A 16569-nucleotide genomic window follows, 5' to 3' on the forward strand; every position below is an offset into this window, starting at 1 on the left:
CTCTTTTGTGGCCAACCTCTCCCGGGTCCCGGCCGCTGCAATAGACTGCCAACGGACTGTCAGAGGGCCTGGCGCGGACCAGGTGGTGCGGAAGGACGGCTGTGGAGGCTTCCCGGGGACTGGAAATTGAGAAGAAGTACGACGTCGACGCCGGCGCCGCAGTGCCCGCACTGGAGCAGGCAGCCGGGGTGGCCCGGGCAGGCAAGCCGCATACCGACCTCCTGGAGGCGGTGTACTTCGACACGCCAAAGCATGCCCTCGCCGCCCGGCGCATCACACTGCGCCGCCGCACCGGCGGGAAGGACGCCGGCTGGCACCTGAAGCTGCCGCCACAAGCTGCCGCGGACGGGGACGGGCCGCAGCACCGCACGGAACTGCACGCACCCCTGGGCCGGCCCGACGTCGTCCCGGACACCCTGCTCACCCACCTGCACGCCTACCTCAGGGGTGCCCTCCCGGTGCCGGTGGTCCGTCTGGAAACCCGCCGCACCACCTATCCCCTGTACGGGGACGACGGCGTCCACCTCGCCGACCTCGCCGACGACCAGGTGACTGCCGAACGGCTCCAGGACAGGGACAAGGCGGCAGCCACCCGGCAGCAGTGGCGCGAGTGGGAACTGGAACTGGTCCACGGGGATCCCGGCCTCTTTGGGCCCGTGGAGGAACTGCTCGCCGCTGCCGGCGCCCGCCCGGCCGGCCACGCCTCCAAACTGGCCCGCGCACTGGGCGATGACAAAAAAGCCGGTAAGGCGGCCGCCGAGCCCGCCGCCGCCGGTGAAGAAGCCAGAGGTGGGGAAGCCGCAGGTGGGGAAGCCGACGGCGACGCCGCGGCCGGAAGCAGCCCGGCCCTGCTGGCCGGAAAGCGTGCGCCGGCAGCCGCCGTCGTCACCGTTTACGTGGGCGCGCAGATTGACCAGATTCTTGCCAGCGACGCCGCCGTCCGGGGCGAGGAACCCGAGGCAGTGCACGCAATGCGCTCGGCAGCGCGGCGGATCCGTTCGGTGCTGGGTGCCTACGGCAGGCTCTACCGGGCATCGCCGGTCCGCAAGCTGCGGAACGAGCTGAAGTGGTTGGGCCAGCTGCTGGGGCAGCCGCGTGACGCCGAAGTCCTGAGGGAACAGCTCCGCGGACAGCTGGCCGGTCTGCCGCCCGGGGATGGTATTGCGGAGGCAACAACCCGGCTGCAGGAGCGCACGGGCGCCGATTACGACGCCGCGTACCGGCTCCTGCAGGAAGCCTTGGGAACTGAGCGCTACTTCCGGCTTCTGGACAAGCTTGAGGACTTCCGCGACAGCCCGCCGGTGCGTGCCGAAGCGGTGACGCCCGGGCGGCGGGCGGCGGCGAAGGCGGTGGACAAGGCGGCCAAACGGCTGCGGCGCTCGCGCAAGGCGGTGAAGCGCGCGCGGCGCGGCAGGGAGCAGGAGCTGGCCCTCCACCGTGTCCGCAAGGACGCCAAGCGGCTGCGCCATGTGGCTGAATCGGCAGTGCTGGTGCGCGGCAAGCGGGCGGGCAAGGTGGCAAAGGCCGCCCGCAGGCAACAAAAGATCCTTGGCCGGTTCCAGGACGCCGCCGTGGCCCGCGACCTGCTGGCCGGCATCGCCGCGGACGGCACGGATGCGGCCACCGCGGGCATCTATGCGCAGCTGCTCAACCAGCAGGAAGAACGGATGCTGGCGGCCCAGGCCGACTTCCGGAAAGCGTGGAAGAAATCGCGCGACCTGTTGGGCCACGGCGTCATCTGACCGGCAGCTTATCCCGGCTACTTGCCCTGGCGCGCCGACAACCGCGCCACCGCCAGGGCGAGCCACAGCTGCACCCGGTCGGCGGTGACGGCGGGGTCGTACCCCGTGAGTTCGGTGATCTGGGCCAGCCGGTACCGAACGGTGTTGCGGTGCAGTGTGAGTTCCTCCGCCACGGCTGCCACCGAGCCGTTGTTGTTCAGATAGCTCTCCAGCGTGGCCATCAGCTCCGAGCCGTGCGCCGCATCGAAGGACCGCAGCGGGTTCAGTGACTCGTGCGCCATGTCCGCCAGCGGCACATCCTCGCTGGCCAGCAGCAGCGACGTCAGGCTGAGCCGCTCGGGTTCGTTGACCGGCAGGCCATGGCTCGCGGCGTCCCGGGCCTCAAAGTAGCTCCAGCGCAGGCCGTTCGGCTTGGTGTACGCCCCGCCGATGCCGATCGTGGCGTGGATGCCGGCTTCGGCGAGGTGGTCGCTGAGCTTCCGTGCCAGCGCCGGTGCCGTCCCGCCGTCGTCGTTGACCACCAGCACCAGGTCCTTGCCCACCACGGCGGCAACCGCCTTCTCCAGTTCCAGCGGCACCGAGGTGCTGCCCAGGGCCTTGCCGTGGGCGGCCGACACGGCCAGCAGCACCACGTTCTTGCGGGTGCTGTTCACGCCCACGCCGGCCAGTCGGCGCTGCGCCTCGCTGGTCTCCAGCGCCCCGTGGATCACGTCCTCCAGCACCTGGCCGCAGAGGGCACGCTGGGCCTGCCGCTGCTTGACCATGTTGTTCAACTCCACGCTGATCAGGTTCTGCGCGTAGCCGATGATGCCCGTGTCCTCGAACGGCTGGCGCACCCACAGCGTGCAGGCATCACGGCGTCCCGTGGGGACGGGATAGCTGGACCAGGTGTCCGCCGACGGGCTGGCGGTGCTGCTGTTGTACAGCTGCGCCGTGAACTGCGTGAGGGCAACGTCCGTGCGGAGCATGCCGCCCAGGTTCTTCAACAGTTCGCCCACCCCGCCGCCGGTCAGCAGTGCCCGCGCCAGGACCTGGTGGCCGGCGATCAGCCGTTCCAGCTTGGCGTAATGGTCCGCGGACTGCGCGTCGGCCACCAGCTTGGTGATGGCGATGAACGGGGTCTCGTACGGCACTTCCACCACGGGCAGGCCCCAGCGGTTGGCCTCCGCTAGCAGTGCCGGCGGCACCGCTTCATGCGAGAGGCCCACGCCGAATCCGATGCCCACCGCGCCGGCCCGCTGCACCTGGCGGACAAAACGGCGCTGCTCGGGGGCGGAGCGCAGGCGCAGGCCGGTGGTGAGGACCAGCTCCCCGCCGTTAAGGAACCGCTGCGGATCCTCCAGTTCCGTGACCGCCACCCAATTGATGTCCTGGTTCCACGTAGTCTCCGCCACGCCCGCTTTTGACAGCTTAAGGGACGACACGCCCACCAGGGCAGCAAGGGAAATGGCCATGAAGCAAGGATAAACGTGAGCTGGGCAACCGCACTAAACCTCTTTGGCAAGGGTGTGCAGGTGGCTATTCACCCGACTTGGGCGCTGGCATAGGCTCAAGGCAGTTCCATCCATCCGTCCTGGTCTCCGCCCGGCCGCCGATGGCCCTTACGAAAGAGGTTGCACGCCGTGGTCCAAACCTTGCAGAACTTCATCAACGGGAAGTTCGTCACCCCCGCGGGCACCACCCTGCTGGACGTGGTCAACCCCACCAACGGCGACGTGGTGGCGCAGGCCCCCGTCTCCATGCAGGCGGACGTCGATGCCGCCATGGCGGCTGCCAAGGACGCCTTCAGGACCTGGAAGCATGTCACCCCGGGCCAGCGGCAGCTGATGCTGCTCAAGCTCGCAGACGCCATCGAGGCCAACAGTGACGAAATCGTCGACGCCCAGCACCGCAACACCGGCCAGGTCCGCTCCCTGATCGCCTCCGAGGAGGTTGCCGCCGGCGCCGACCAGCTGCGCTTCTTCGCCGGCGCCGCCCGCATCCTTGAAGGCAAGTCCGCGGGGGAATACTTCGAGGGCCACACCTCCTACGTCCGCCGCGAACCCATCGGCGTCGTGGCCCAGGTGGCCCCCTGGAACTACCCGTTCCTGATGGCCATCTGGAAGATCGGCCCCGCGCTCGCAGCCGGCAACACTGTGGTCCTCAAGCCGTCCGACACCACCCCCGAATCCACCCTGGTCCTGGCCCGCCTGGCCGGCGACATCTTCCCCGCCGGCGTCCTCAACGTGGTGCTCGGGACCGGCGAAACGGGCGCCATGATGGTGGAGCACAAGGTCCCCGGCCTGGTGTCCATTACCGGTTCGGTCCGCGCCGGCATCGCTGTTGCCTCCGGTGCCGCCAAGAGCCTCAAGCGTGCGCACCTGGAACTGGGCGGCAAGGCTCCGGCCATCGTGTTCAAGGATGCCGACATCAAGAAGAGCGCCGCGGCCATCGCCGAGTTCGCTTTCTTCAACGCCGGCCAGGACTGCACCGCCATCACCCGCGTGCTGGTGGAGGACTCCGTTCACGACGACGTTGTGGCCGCCATGGTGGAGCACACCCGGACCCTGCACACCGGCTCGCAGAACGACGAAGACAACTACTTCGGCCCGCTGAACAACGTGAACCACTTCAACGCCGTCACCTCCGTGGTGGAGAACCTGCCAGCCAACTGCCGGATCGAGACCGGCGGCCACCGGGCGGGGGAGAAGGGCTACTTCTTCGAGCCCACCATCATCACCGGAGCCAAGCAGACCGACGACGTGGTGCAGAAGGAGACCTTCGGCCCGGTCATCACGGTGCAGAAGTTCAGCACCGAAGAAGAAGCGGTGGCCATGGCCAACGACGTGGATTACGCCCTGGCGTCGAGCGTCTGGACCAGCAACCACGGCACGGCCATGCGGCTGAGCCGCGACCTGGACTTCGGCGCCGTCTGGATCAACACCCACATCCTGCTCACCGCCGAAATGCCGCACGGCGGCTTCAAGCAGTCCGGCTACGGCAAGGACCTCTCCATGTACGGCGTGGAGGACTACACGCGCATCAAGCACGTGATGAGTGCACTTGATGCATAACCCAGCCGCCTGATTTTCCCCACCGGCGCCCCTTTAGCAAAGAAAGAAACACCATGACCACCACCGCATCAGACATCACCTACCGCCTGGAGCAGAAGCGCAACGTCCAGGCCGACTTCCCGGGCCCCAAGTCCGTGGCACTGACCGAACGCCGCAAGTCCGTGGTGGCTGCCGGCGTCGCCTCCAGCGTCCCGGTCTACGTTGCAGACGCCGACGGCGGGATCATCCACGACGTCGACGGCAACTCCTTCATCGACCTCGGCTCCGGCATTGCCGTGACCAGCGTGGGAGCATCCGACCCCGCCGTCGTCGGCGCCGTCAAGGAAGCCGTGGAGCACTTCACCCACACCTGCTTCATGGTCACCCCCTACGAAGGCTACGTGGCCGTCGCCGAGCAGCTGAACCGCCTCACCCCGGGTGACCACGAGAAGCGCACCGTCCTCTTCAACTCCGGCGCCGAGGCAGTGGAGAATGCCGTCAAGGTGGCCCGCCTGGCTACCGGCCGGGACGCCGTGGTCGCCTTCGACCACGCCTACCACGGCCGCACCAACCTGACCATGGCGCTGACCGCCAAGGCCATGCCGTACAAGACCAACTTCGGGCCGTTCGCGCCCGAGGTGTACCGGATGCCCATGAGCTACCCGTACCGCGAGGAAAACCCCGCCATCACCGGTGCCGAAGCCGCCAAGCGCGCCATCACCATGATCGAAAAGCAGATCGGCGGCGACCAGGTGGCCGCGGTCATCATCGAGCCCATCCAGGGCGAGGGCGGGTTCATCGTCCCGGCCGAGGGCTTCCTCCCCGCGCTGGCCGCCTGGGCCAAGGAAAAGGGCATCGTCTTCATCGCGGACGAGGTCCAGTCCGGCTTCTGCCGCACCGGCGAATGGTTCGCCGTGAACCACGAGGATGTTGTCCCGGACATCATGACCATGGCCAAGGGCATTGCCGGCGGCATGCCGCTGTCCGCCATCACCGGCCGCGCAGACCTGCTGGACGCCGTGCACCCGGGCGGGCTGGGCGGCACCTACGGCGGAAACCCGGTGGCCTGCGCCGCAGCCCTCGCCTCCATCGGATCCATGGAGGAGTACAACCTGAACGGCCGCGCCCGCCACATCGAGGAACTCGCACTGGGCCGGCTCCGCGACCTGCAGGGCGAACTCGCCGCTGCCGGCACCGCCGTGATCGGTGACGTCCGCGGCCGCGGCGCCATGCTCGCCGTCGAACTTGTCCAGGCCGGCTCCAAGGAACCCAACCCGGAACTGACCAAGGCCGTTGCCGCCGCCTGCCTGAAGGAAGGCGTCATCATCCTCACCTGCGGCACCTACGGCAACGTCATCCGCCTGCTGCCGCCGCTGGTCATCACCGACGAGCTGCTGAACGACGGCCTGGATGTCCTGGCCGCCGCCATCAAGGCCAACGCCTAACCGGAACGACTCCCTCCGGCAACGCAGAGAAGGCGGACTCCCGAAGGGGAGTCCGCCTTCTTTGTCGGATGCGCCGGCGTGCGCCCGGGGTTGCGTGCGTCCGGCGTTGCGCTAGGAACAGGGCGTCAGGCGGCCCCGCGCAGCGCTGCCCTGCGGGCCACCGAGTTCCTGCGGGCTGTCTGGAGCATGTCAAGGGTCAGCAGGAGCAGCGCCAGCCACACCACGCCGAATCCGATCCAGCGCTCCACGGTCATGGCTTCGCGGAACACCAGCAGCGCCACCAGGAACTGCAGCACGGGCGCAAAGTACTGGAGCAGCCCGATGGTGGTCATGGGCAGCCGCCGCGCGGAGGCGCCGAAGAAGAGCAGCGGGACGGCGGTGATCACGCCCGACGCCAGCAGCAGCCAGAAGTGCCCGGGACCCTGCGAGGTCAGCGTGGCGCTGTTGGTCTCGGCCAGGACCACCATGGCCACGGCGGCCAGCGGGGCCAGCACCATGGTCTCCACGCTCAGGCTGGTGATGGCGTCCACCCGCGATCCCACCCGGTTCTTCACGAAGCCGTACAGGCCGAAGCTGAAGGCCAGCGTCAGGGCGATCCACGGCAGCTTCCCGTACGAATAGGTCAGGACACCCACCGCCACGAAGCCGACGCCCACCGCGGCCCACTGGAGCGGGCGCAACTTTTCCTTCAGCACGAGCACGCCCAGCAGGACCGAAACGAGCGGGTTGATGAAATAGCCCAGCGAGGTTTCCACGGCCTGCCCGGTGGTCACACCATACGTATAGGTCAGCCAGTTGATGGCGATCAGGAACGCCGCCAGGGCCAGCGAAGCAAAGACGCGCCGGTCCCTCAATGCCGCCGCGAGCACGCCCCACGCCCTGGTCACCGTGATCAGGAGTGCACAGAAGAGCAGTGACCACACCACCCGGTTGGCGACGATCTCGACGGCGCCGGCCGGCATCAGGATGAAGAAGTACAGGGGGAGCAGCCCCCACAAGACGTACGCGCCGATGCCGAACAGCATTCCCGCCGTCGTGTCCTTGGCCAGCGGCTTGGGGCCTGCGGGCGCCGCCGTTCCAGTCCTGGAGTGTGGGGCGGAGGAGGTGGCTGTGGGCGTTCCGTCTGGCATGGGCACGCTGTCCATAACAGCATCCCTCCGGCAGGTATTCCACCAGGCGGGCAGGGAAATCCGGAAAATAGTCAGTAGGCTTGCTTTCATGAGATGCGCCCGTACCCCGCAGCCGGCCCCATGAGGCTCCGGCGCAGCAACGCCTCGGGCCGCGGCTACCGCAGGGTGCCGGCCGGCAAAGGCTTCAGTTACCGGGACCTGGACGGCTCCACCCTGCCGCCCGGTCCCATCCGCGACCGGCTGGAGAGCATCGGCATCCCGCCGGCATGGACCGACGTCTGGATTGCCCCGTTTGAAAACGGCCACATCCAGGCCACGGGCGTGGATGCGGTGGGTCGGCGCCAGTACATTTACCACCCCGAGTGGCGGGAACGTAAGGACCGGCTGAAGTTCGACCGGTCCCTCCAGCTGGCCGAATCGCTGCCTGCGGCCCGACGCCGGGTCACCATGGACCTGCGCAGCGAGGGCTTCACCAGGGAACGGGTTCTGGCGGGGGCGTTCCGGATGCTGGACAGCGGATCCCTGCGGGTGGGGTCTGAGCGGTACACCAACGAGAACGGCAGCCGGGGACTGGCCACGCTGCTGTGCGCCCACGTCCAGGTGCGCAAGGACCGGATCCTGCTGCGCTTCCCGGCCAAGAGCGGGAAGGACTGGGAATCGGAAATCCGCGACCCCGACCTCGCCGTCCTGCTGAGACTGCTCAAGCGCCGCGGGCCCAATGCCCGGCTCCTGGCCTACAAGGAGGGCAGGACTTGGCGCCCGGTGACCAGCGCGGACATCAATGCCTACGTGAAGGAACGGACGGGGTCTGACTTCACGGCCAAGGACTTCCGCACCCTTCGCGGGACGGTGGCGGCGGCGGCAAGCCTGGCCCGCACCGGCGCGCAGCGCACGGCAGCCAAACGGAAGCGCGCCATCAGCCGGGCCATGTACGATGCCGCGGAGACGCTGGGAAACACACCTTCAATCGCCCGCAAGAGCTACGTGGACCCCCGCGTCCTGGACCACTACCACGCGGGCGAAACCATCGACCCGAAGCGCCTGGACTCGGCCGAGGCCGAACTGCGGGCGCTCCTCTACCGCGAGGGCAAGGTGGTGGCCCTGGCCGCCAACTAGAATGGGGGACTGTGCGCTGCATGATGCGGCGCAGTCTCATGAAACGTGAGCAGGACCAGTTCAGAAGGGCTCCCGGTGTCCAATCAGAGCGAAACCGCCGCCAACCGTCCCCTCCGCGTCGCCATCGTCGGCGCTGGACCGGCAGGAGTCTATGCTGCGGACATCCTCACCAAGTCCAGCGGGGTGAAGGACGGCGACTTCCAGGTCAGCATCGACCTTTTCGAGGCCTACCCGGCGCCCTACGGCCTGATCCGTTACGGCGTGGCCCCGGACCACCCCCGCATCAAGGGCATCGTGAACGCCCTCCACAAGGTCCTGGACCGCGGCGACATCCGGTTCCTTGGCAATGTGACCTACGGCCGTGACCTCACGCTGCACGATTTCCGGGCCTTCTACGACGCCGTGATCTTCTCCACCGGCGCCGTGAAGGACGCGGACCTGGAGATTCCCGGCATCAACCTGCAGGGCTCGTTCGGCGGCGCCGACTTTGTCTCCTGGTACGACGGCCATCCCGATGTTCCCCGTGAGTGGCCGCTGGAGGCCCGGGAAATCGCCGTCATCGGCAACGGCAACGTGGCCTTGGACGTGGCGCGCATGCTGGTCAAGCACCCGGAGGAACTGCTGAGCACCGAGATTCCGGACAACGTCTACCAGGGCCTGAAGGCCTCGCCCGTGACGGACGTCCACGTCTTCGGCCGCCGCGGCCCGGCCCAGGTGAAGTTCACCCCGCTGGAGCTGCGCGAGCTCAGCCACATGAACGATGTGGACATTGTCCTGTACCCGGAGGACTTCGAATTCGACGAGGCGTCGGACGAGGCGATCCGCAGCAACAACCAGGTCAAGACCATGGTGAACACGCTCACCAACTGGCTGGTGGAGGAGCATGCGGAGTCGGAGAACCCCTCCTCCCGCAGGCTGCACCTGCACTTCCTGCACAGCCCCGTTGAGGTGCTCGACGACGGCACGGGCAAGGTGGGCGGCATCAAGTTTGAGCGCATGCAGCTGGACGGGACCGGCAACGCCAAGGGTACGGGGGAGTACGTCGAGTACCCCGTCCAGGCGGTCTACCGGGCCATCGGCTACCACGGCTCCGCCCTGGATGAACTGGAGTACGACGCCAAGCGCGGCGTCATCCCCAACGAAGGCGGACGTGTCCTGGATGCGGAGGGCAATTCCGTCCCTGGCATCTACACCACGGGCTGGATCAAGCGCGGCCCCGTCGGGCTGATCGGCCACACCAAGGGCGATGCGCTGGAGACCATCGGCTTCCTGCTGGAGGACCGGTTGAACCTTCCCGCAGCACAAAATCCGGACCCGCAGGCCATTATCGACCTGCTTGAGGAACGCGGCATCGAATACACCACCTGGGAAGGGTGGAACAGGCTCGACGCCCACGAGGCAGGCCTGGGCGCCGCCTGGACCGGCCCCGAGGGGCTGGACCACCTGGCGCGCGAACGGATCAAGGTGGTGCCCCGCGAGGACATGATCCGCATCTCCCGCGGCTGACCCCTAGCCGCGAAGGCGTATTCGCGTTAGTCTGATTAACATGAATACGGCGGGGACCCGGGCCTACGATTCCCGGAACCGCGCAGCCTCTGCCGCCGCTACCGGGCGGCGGATCCTGCAGGCGACTCTTGACCTCTTCATGGAGGGGCCGCTCGCCGACGTGACCCTGAATGCTGTGGCCGAACGTGCAGGCGTCACCGTCCAAACCGTTATCCGCCGCTTCGGTGACCGCATGGGGCTGATCCACGCCACGGCTGAATTCGCGTCAACGGAGGTGGCCGCCCAGCGCGGTGCCGCTCCTCCCGGCGACGTACCTGCCGCCGTCAACAACCTTCTGGATCACTACGAGACCACCGGCGCCCTGGCCCTGAAGCTGCTCGCCGAGGAGGAAACTTCCCCTGTCCTCGCAGAGATCACCGAGGGCGGCCGGCGGATCCACCGGCAGTGGTGCGAACGCGTCTTCGCCCCCTTCCTCGCGGACGATTACCTTCCGGACAGGGCGGAGCGGAAACGCCGCCTGGCCCAGTTCGTCGCCCTCTGCGACGTCTACACCTGGAAACTGCTGCGCCTCGACGCGGGGCTCAGCCGCGACCAGGTGGCCCACTGCCTGCTCGAAATGCTGGAACCCTTCACCCGGAGGCCCTGATGTCCACCGTCCTTGCCTACACTTCTCCCGCCATTGGCCATCTTTTCCCGATGGTTCCGCTGCTCCAGGAACTGAAGGACCGCGGCCATGATGTCCACGTCCGCACGCTGCGCCGGCAGGTCCCGCTGCTCAAGGGGACAGGGTTCCATGCCGGGTCGGTGGACGAGCGGATCCTGGCAGTCGAGGCCACGGACTACCGGGCACGGAATGCGAAGGCAGCCCTGGCTTCCAGCGTGGAAACCTTCACCGCCCGCGCCCGGTTCGACGCCCCGGACCTGCAGAAGGCCATCGATGAGGTGGGCCCGGAACTGCTCCTGATCGACATCAACTCATGGGGAGCCCGCATCCAGGCCGAACTATCCGGGTTGCCGTGGGCCACTTTCAGCCCCTACACCCCGCCGCTGCAATCCAGGGGAACGCCGCCGTTCGGCCCCGGGCTTGCCCCCATGTCCGGGCCCGTGGGCAGGGCCCGCGACGCGGTGGCCCGCCGCCTGGTGATCGGCGCCGTGGAAAAGCTGATGTTGCCGCGCATCAACGCGCTGCGCTCGGAACTGTCCGCCGGCACGCTGCCACCCGTCAGCGGTGCGGACGAAATGTTCCGCACCGCACCGCTGCTGCTCGTGGCCACATCCGAGCCCTTCGAATACCCCCATCCTGACTGGGGTCCGGACGTGCGGATGATCGGTGCGCTCGGCTGGGAACCCTCCACGGAAACTCCGGCCTGGCTGCGGGATGACCAAACCCCGGTGGTTCTGGTGACCACATCCTCCGAATACCAGGCCGACGAAGCCCTTGTGCGGGCGGCGCTGGCCGGGCTGGCCGCTGAACCCTTCACAGTGGTGGCCACCTTGCCGGCAGCGGACGCAGGATCGGCCGGCTCCGGCCGTGCACCCCGGAGCGACGGCTTCGGACCGGTGCCGGCGAACGTCCGGCTGGAGCACTTCGTGCCACACGGCCAGGTCCTTGACCACGCGGCCGTCGCCGTCACCCACGGCGGCATGGGCGCCACCCAGAAGGCGCTGTCCAAGGGGGTTCCCGTGGTGGTGGTCCCGTTCGGCCGGGACCAGCACGAGGTGGCAGCGAGGGTGGTGGCGGCCGACGCCGGGGTGCGGCTCAGCCGGAAGCACCTCACCGCCGAAAGGCTCCGCGCAGCCGTCCACGAGGCCCGGACCAAAGCACCGGGGGCGCGGCGCGTTGCGGAGGGCTACGCTGCGGCGGGAGGAGCGGCGGCAGGGGTGGATGCGCTGGAGGAACTGCTGCGGCTAGACTAGCGGCGCCAGAAGCCTGCACTTCCAGGGAGTTCGATGACGAACCTGCTCCAGCCTGAACCGCGCCAGCGTGCCGCCCTGGCCGGGCACGAGCGCCTGGATCACGCCCTGGGCGGCGCCACTCCCGAAATCCCCGGCCTGCGCAAACTCATCAGGGAATCCTGGCTGCGGTCCGCCAGCTTCAAGGCAAACCCGGACAACACGGCCGCCCCGCTGGCCCTGGACTACGAGGAGCTGGAGGAGTACCGCCGGCAGCACCCCCTGGCTGCCATCATGCCGGTCATCAACAAGCTCCTGGTCCAGCCCAGCCACGACAGCGGACTCCTGGTGGCCGTGGGGGATGAGGTGGGCAGGCTCCTGTGGGTGGACGGGGACCCCGCGCTCCAGCGCCGGGCCGAAGGAATGATGTTCGTCCCCGGCGCCGACTGGTCCGAAGCCAGTGTTGGCACCAGCGCCCCGGGCACCGCCCTGGCCCTGGGCAGGGGGATCCAGATTGCCGGCGCCGAGCACTACCAGCGCACCGTCCATCCCTGGAGCTGCACCGCTGTCCCCTTCCATGACCCCGACTCAGGCGCCGTGCTCGGCGTCGTGGACATCACGGGGACGGCAACGGCGGTGGCCCCGCACACCCTGTCCCTGGTGGAGGCAACGGTGGCGGCCGCCCAGGCGCAGCTGCGGGTGGAGCGCCTGCAGCATGCTGCGGAGCTGGCCAGGAAGCCGGTACGACGACGGTCCCCGGCCGCTGCAGGAAGGCAGGGCCAGGGTGCCAAGGAAGGCAGCCTCTACCGGAACAGCCTGCAGCTGCTGGGCCGCGACCAGGCACTGCTCAGCCTTGACGGCAGGACCGTTTCCCTGTCCGCCCGGCACAGCGAAATCCTTGCCCTGCTCAGCATGCACCCGGACGGCCTCACAGCGGAGGAACTGAGCTCGCTGCTGTATCCGGGGGACGGCTCCACCATGACACTGCGCGCCGAGATGGTCCGCCTGCGCAAAGTCCTCCAGCAGCTCTCGCAGGATGCCGTTCCCGGGTCGCGCCCCTACCGGCTGCCCATCGACCTGGTGCCGGACACGGGCCAGGTGCTCAGTTGCCTGCAGCGCGGTGCACACCGGATTGCCCTGGAGATTTACCGCGGCGGGGTGCTTCCACGCTCCGAGGCACCGGGCATCGTGGACTTGAGGAACAGGGTTTCGTCCCTGCTGCGGGAAGCGGTCCTCACTGACGGCAGCGCCGAGTCCCTGCTCAAGTACGCCGCTCTGCCCGAGGCAAGTGACGACGTCGAAATCCGCCGCGCCGCGCTCCGCCTCCTGCCGCCGCGCTCACCCAAGCGGGCCGCCGTCGTGGCCGACCTGGAACGACTGGAAGCCGAACTGCGCGCCTGATTATTTGGAGTTGCGAGGACGGGCCCACGCCTGCAGGGTTCCCTGGCCGAGCTTGCGAGGTTAGGGGGCAGGTGGGGCGCAACCTGGCTGCAACCTCCCGGCTCCTACGCTGTCTTCAACGGCGGACGCCCCTGTGGCCCGCCTCCTGCACAGCAAAGGAGCTAAGCACATGACCGTTTACGCACAGCCGGGAACCGACGGTTCGAAGGTCACCTTCAAGGACCGGTACGAAAACTGGATCGGCGGCGAATGGGTTGCCCCCGTGAAGGGGCAGTATTTCGAGAACATCACCCCGGTGACCGGCAAGGCGTTCTGCCAGGTGGCCCGCGGCACGGCGGAGGACATCGAATTGGCCCTGGATGCGGCGCACAAGGCGGCGCCGTCCTGGGGCAAGACCTCCGCGACGGAACGCGCGGCCATCCTGAACAAGATCGCCGACCGCATTGACGAGAACCTGGAAATGCTCGCCGTCGCCGAAACCTGGGACAACGGCAAGCCGGTCCGGGAAACCCTCAACGCGGACCTGCCGCTGGCCGCGGACCACTTCCGCTACTTCGCCTCGGCAGTCCGCGCCCAGGAAGGCAGCCTGTCCCAGCTGGACGAGAACACCACTGCCTACCACTTCCACGAACCCCTGGGCGTGGTGGGCCAGATCATCCCCTGGAACTTCCCCATCCTCATGGCCGTCTGGAAGCTTGCGCCCGCGCTGGCGGCCGGAAACACGGTGGTGCTCAAGCCCGCCGAGCAGACCCCAAGCTCCATCCTGGTGCTGGTGGAACTCATCGGGGATCTGCTGCCCGCCGGCGTGCTGAACGTGGTCAACGGCTTCGGCGTGGAGGCCGGCAAGCCGCTGGCGTCCAGCTCCCGGATCCGGAAGATCGCTTTCACCGGTGAAACCACCACCGGCCGGCTCATCAGCCAGTACGCCAGCCAGAACCTCATCCCCGTCACCCTGGAACTGGGCGGCAAGAGCCCCAACATTTTCTTCAACGACGTGGCCCAGGACAACGACGCGTTCTACGACAAGGCCCAGGAAGGTTTCGCCCTGTTCGCCTTCAACCAGGGCGAAGTCTGCACCTGCCCGTCCCGTGCCCTGATCCAGGAGGACATTTACGACTCCTTCATGGCGGACGCGGTGGCCCGGGTGGAGAAGATGGTCCAGGGCAACCCGCTGGACACCGATACCCAGGTGGGTGCACAGGCCTCCAACGACCAGCTGGAGAAGATCCTGTCCTACATCGACATCGGAAAGCAGGAAGGCGCCAAGGTCCTCACCGGCGGCGCCCGCGCAGAACTCCCGGGCGACCTGGCAGGCGGCTTCTACGTCCAGCCCACCGTGTTCGAGGGCCACAACAGGATGCGGATCTTCCAGGAGGAGATCTTCGGGCCCGTGGTGGCGGTGACGAAGTTCAGCGACTACAACGACGCCATGGGCATCGCCAACGACACGCTCTACGGCCTGGGCGCCGGTGTCTGGTCCCGAAACGGCAACGTGGCCTACCGGGCCGGCAGGGAAATCCAGGCCGGCCGTGTCTGGGTCAACAACTACCACGCCTACCCGGCCGGAGCTGCCTTCGGCGGCTACAAGTCATCCGGCATTGGCCGTGAGAACCACGCCATGATGCTGGACCACTACCAGCAGACCAAGAACCTGCTGGTCAGCTACGACGAAAACAAGCTGGGCTTCTTCTAAGCCCCGCGGCAAAACCTATCCCAACCCAGCTACAACGACGCAAGGATCGCCAATGACGACGACAATGCAAGCAGCCGTAGTAACCGAATTCGGCAAGGACCTGCAGGTCCAGACCCTCAACGTCCCAACACCCGGACCCGGACAGGCGCTGGTCAAGGTGCTGACCACCGGCGTTTGCCACACCGACCTCCATGCAGCGGAGGGGGACTGGCCGGTCAAGCCCACCCCACCGTTCGTTCCCGGCCACGAGGGTGTGGGGGAAGTGGTGGCACTGGGCGAGGGCGTCACCGGCCTCCAGGTTGGAGACCTGGTGGGCAACGCCTGGCTCTGGTCCGCCTGTGGTGACTGCCAGTATTGCCGCACCGGCTGGGAGACCCTCTGCGAAGCCCAACAGAACGGCGGCTACAGCGTGGACGGCTCCTTCGGGGAGTACATGCTGGTGGACTCCCGCTTCGCGGCCCGCATACCGGCGGGATCCGACCCCGTCGAGGTGGCGCCGGTGCTCTGTGCCGGCGTCACCGTCTACAAGGGCCTGAAGATGACCGAGGCCCGCCCGGGCCAGTGGGTCACTATCTCCGGCATCGGCGGCCTGGGGCACATCGCCGTCCAGTACGCCGTCGCGATGGGCCTGCGGGTGGCGGCCGTGGACGTCGCCGACGACAAGTTGGCCCTGGCCAGGGCCCATGGGGCCGAAGTGACCGTCAACGCCCTGCACGAAGATCCGGTGGAGGTCATCCAGCGTGAAACAGGAGGATGCCATGGAGTGCTGGTTACTGCGGTGCATCCGTCGGCATTCGGGCAGGCCATCGGTATGGCCCGCCGTGGCGGCACCATCGTTTTCAACGGCCTGCCGCCGGGGGACTTTCCGGCACCGATCTTCGAGATTGTGCTCAAGGGACTGACCGTCCGCGGCTCCATCGTGGGCACCCGGCAGGATATGGAGGAAGCCCTGGACTTCTACGCGCAGGGCAAGATCCACCCCACCGTCTCCGTCCGGGAGCTCTCCGAGGTCAACGCCGTCTTCGATGAAATGAAGCACGCCAAGATCGACGGCCGTGTGGTGCTGAGGTTCTGATGCCCGCCCATGGGATCGATGCCGCCGTGACGCTGCCCGGGGAAGACTTTTCCCGGGTGGCGCTCACGCCGGCGGCCGTGGACCTGCTGCGGCTGCTCTGGGACCGGCACGGACCGCTCATGTTCCACCAGTCCGGCGGCTGCTGCGACGGGTCCTCGCCCATGTGTTACCCGGCCGGGGACTTCATCACCGGGGATTCGGACGTCCTGCTGGGGCTGTTCGACCTGTCCGACGGGCTGCAGCCCCTGCCGCTGGAGTTCTGGATGTCCCGGGAGCAGTTCAATTACTGGAGCCACACCCACCTGACCATCGATGTTGTACCGGGCCGGGGGAGCGGCTTTTCGGTGGAAGCGCCGGAGGGCAGACGCTTCCTGATCCGGTCCACGCTGATGGACTGGCCCGCCTAGCAAGTTCGACGTATTCCCTCTCGGGGCTCTCCAATCGGAGGGCCCCGAGTGCGTTGACAGAAGAATATTCGGCGCTTTGACCGTCTCACTATTCGGGACGATTGGGCCCGTCCAGTGGATGGACACTAT

At 67.7% G+C, this 16569-nt stretch carries 13 protein-coding genes; 11 read left to right on the plus strand and 2 right to left on the minus strand.

What is annotated here, in order from left to right:
• Positions 1-101 precede the first annotated feature (101 nt).
• Positions 102-1742 carry a CYTH and CHAD domain-containing protein gene (locus tag ACR65K_RS01335; protein ID WP_056329491.1) on the plus strand — a complete coding sequence of 547 codons (1641 nt, stop codon included), beginning with the start codon at positions 102-104 and terminating at the stop codon, positions 1740-1742.
• A 17-nt stretch (positions 1743-1759) separates the two neighbouring features.
• Here the strand turns inward: ACR65K_RS01335 and ACR65K_RS01340 are convergent, their stop codons facing one another.
• Positions 1760-3196: a PucR family transcriptional regulator gene (locus ACR65K_RS01340; RefSeq protein ID WP_056329494.1), complete on the minus strand. Its 1437-nt coding sequence runs from the start codon at positions 3194-3196 to the stop codon at positions 1760-1762.
• A gap of 168 nt (positions 3197-3364) precedes the next feature.
• Here ACR65K_RS01340 and ACR65K_RS01345 point away from each other — a divergent pair, with 168 nt between their 5' ends.
• Together ACR65K_RS01345 and gabT are read left to right on the plus strand one after the other, a co-directional pair.
• Positions 3365-4795 carry an aminobutyraldehyde dehydrogenase gene (locus ACR65K_RS01345; RefSeq protein WP_056329496.1) on the plus strand — a complete coding sequence of 477 codons (1431 nt, stop codon included), beginning with the start codon at positions 3365-3367 and terminating at the stop codon, positions 4793-4795.
• A gap of 53 nt (positions 4796-4848) precedes the next feature.
• Positions 4849-6219 carry a 4-aminobutyrate--2-oxoglutarate transaminase gene (gene gabT, locus ACR65K_RS01350; protein ID WP_056329499.1) on the plus strand — a complete coding sequence of 457 codons (1371 nt, stop codon included), beginning with the start codon at positions 4849-4851 and terminating at the stop codon, positions 6217-6219.
• Positions 6220-6344: 125 nt separating this feature from the next.
• Here gabT and rarD read toward each other — a convergent pair whose 3' ends face one another.
• Complete coding sequence (gene rarD / locus ACR65K_RS01355; protein WP_056329501.1) at positions 6345-7364, minus strand: EamA family transporter RarD; 1020 nt, start codon at positions 7362-7364, stop codon at positions 6345-6347.
• A gap of 105 nt (positions 7365-7469) precedes the next feature.
• On the opposite strand from rarD, the gene ACR65K_RS01360 reads away from it, so the two are divergent.
• The 8 genes from ACR65K_RS01360 to ACR65K_RS01395 all read left to right on the plus strand — a co-directional run bounded on the left by ACR65K_RS01360 (position 7470) and on the right by ACR65K_RS01395 (position 16440).
• Positions 7470-8465, plus strand: coding sequence for a DNA topoisomerase IB (locus ACR65K_RS01360; protein ID WP_056329729.1), 996 nt, complete (start codon positions 7470-7472; stop codon positions 8463-8465).
• A gap of 75 nt (positions 8466-8540) precedes the next feature.
• Entirely contained in the window at positions 8541-9971 is a 1431-nt protein-coding gene (locus ACR65K_RS01365) for an FAD-dependent oxidoreductase (RefSeq protein WP_440151053.1), read from the plus strand.
• A 40-nt stretch (positions 9972-10011) separates the two neighbouring features.
• Entirely contained in the window at positions 10012-10617 is a 606-nt protein-coding gene (locus ACR65K_RS01370; RefSeq protein ID WP_056329507.1) for a TetR/AcrR family transcriptional regulator, read from the plus strand.
• On the plus strand, positions 10617-11888 hold the full coding sequence (locus tag ACR65K_RS01375) for a glycosyltransferase (RefSeq protein ID WP_440151054.1): 1272 nt from the start codon (positions 10617-10619) through the stop codon (positions 11886-11888). The genes ACR65K_RS01370 and ACR65K_RS01375 overlap by 1 nt, the downstream gene beginning before the upstream one ends.
• A 33-nt stretch (positions 11889-11921) precedes the next feature.
• On the plus strand, positions 11922-13265 hold the full coding sequence (locus tag ACR65K_RS01380; protein ID WP_056329514.1) for a helix-turn-helix domain-containing protein: 1344 nt from the start codon (positions 11922-11924) through the stop codon (positions 13263-13265).
• A gap of 169 nt (positions 13266-13434) precedes the next feature.
• Positions 13435-14958 carry an acetaldehyde dehydrogenase ExaC gene (gene exaC, locus ACR65K_RS01385; protein ID WP_056329517.1) on the plus strand — a complete coding sequence of 508 codons (1524 nt, stop codon included), beginning with the start codon at positions 13435-13437 and terminating at the stop codon, positions 14956-14958.
• Positions 14959-15010: 52 nt separating this feature from the next.
• Entirely contained in the window at positions 15011-16033 is a 1023-nt protein-coding gene (gene adhP / locus ACR65K_RS01390) for an alcohol dehydrogenase AdhP (RefSeq protein WP_440151055.1), read from the plus strand.
• The gene (locus tag ACR65K_RS01395) at positions 16033-16440 is read left to right on the plus strand and encodes a DUF779 domain-containing protein (protein WP_440151056.1); all 408 of its coding nucleotides are present in this window, start codon (positions 16033-16035) and stop codon (positions 16438-16440) included. The genes adhP and ACR65K_RS01395 overlap by 1 nt, the downstream gene beginning before the upstream one ends.
• Positions 16441-16569: the final 129 nt, after the last annotated feature.

This window comes from Arthrobacter sp. SAFR-179, assembly GCF_059414945.1.

Excerpts from the sequence above, each read along its gene's own strand:
- exaC (WP_056329517.1), top strand. The coding sequence starts at position 13,435 with ATGACCGTTTACGCACAGCCGGGAACCGACGGTTCGAAGGTCACCTTC.
- ACR65K_RS01340 (WP_056329494.1), bottom strand. The coding sequence starts at position 3,196 with ATGGCCATTTCCCTTGCTGCCCTGGTGGGCGTGTCGTCCCTTAAGCTG.
- ACR65K_RS01395 (WP_440151056.1), top strand. The coding sequence starts at position 16,033 with ATGCCCGCCCATGGGATCGATGCCGCCGTGACGCTGCCCGGGGAAGAC.
- ACR65K_RS01360 (WP_056329729.1), top strand. The coding sequence starts at position 7,470 with ATGAGGCTCCGGCGCAGCAACGCCTCGGGCCGCGGCTACCGCAGGGTG.
- ACR65K_RS01380 (WP_056329514.1), top strand. The coding sequence starts at position 11,922 with ATGACGAACCTGCTCCAGCCTGAACCGCGCCAGCGTGCCGCCCTGGCC.
- rarD (WP_056329501.1), bottom strand. The coding sequence starts at position 7,364 with ATGGACAGCGTGCCCATGCCAGACGGAACGCCCACAGCCACCTCCTCC.
- adhP (WP_440151055.1), top strand. The coding sequence starts at position 15,011 with ATGACGACGACAATGCAAGCAGCCGTAGTAACCGAATTCGGCAAGGAC.
- ACR65K_RS01370 (WP_056329507.1), top strand. The coding sequence starts at position 10,012 with ATGAATACGGCGGGGACCCGGGCCTACGATTCCCGGAACCGCGCAGCC.
- ACR65K_RS01375 (WP_440151054.1), top strand. The coding sequence starts at position 10,617 with ATGTCCACCGTCCTTGCCTACACTTCTCCCGCCATTGGCCATCTTTTC.
- gabT (WP_056329499.1), top strand. The coding sequence starts at position 4,849 with ATGACCACCACCGCATCAGACATCACCTACCGCCTGGAGCAGAAGCGC.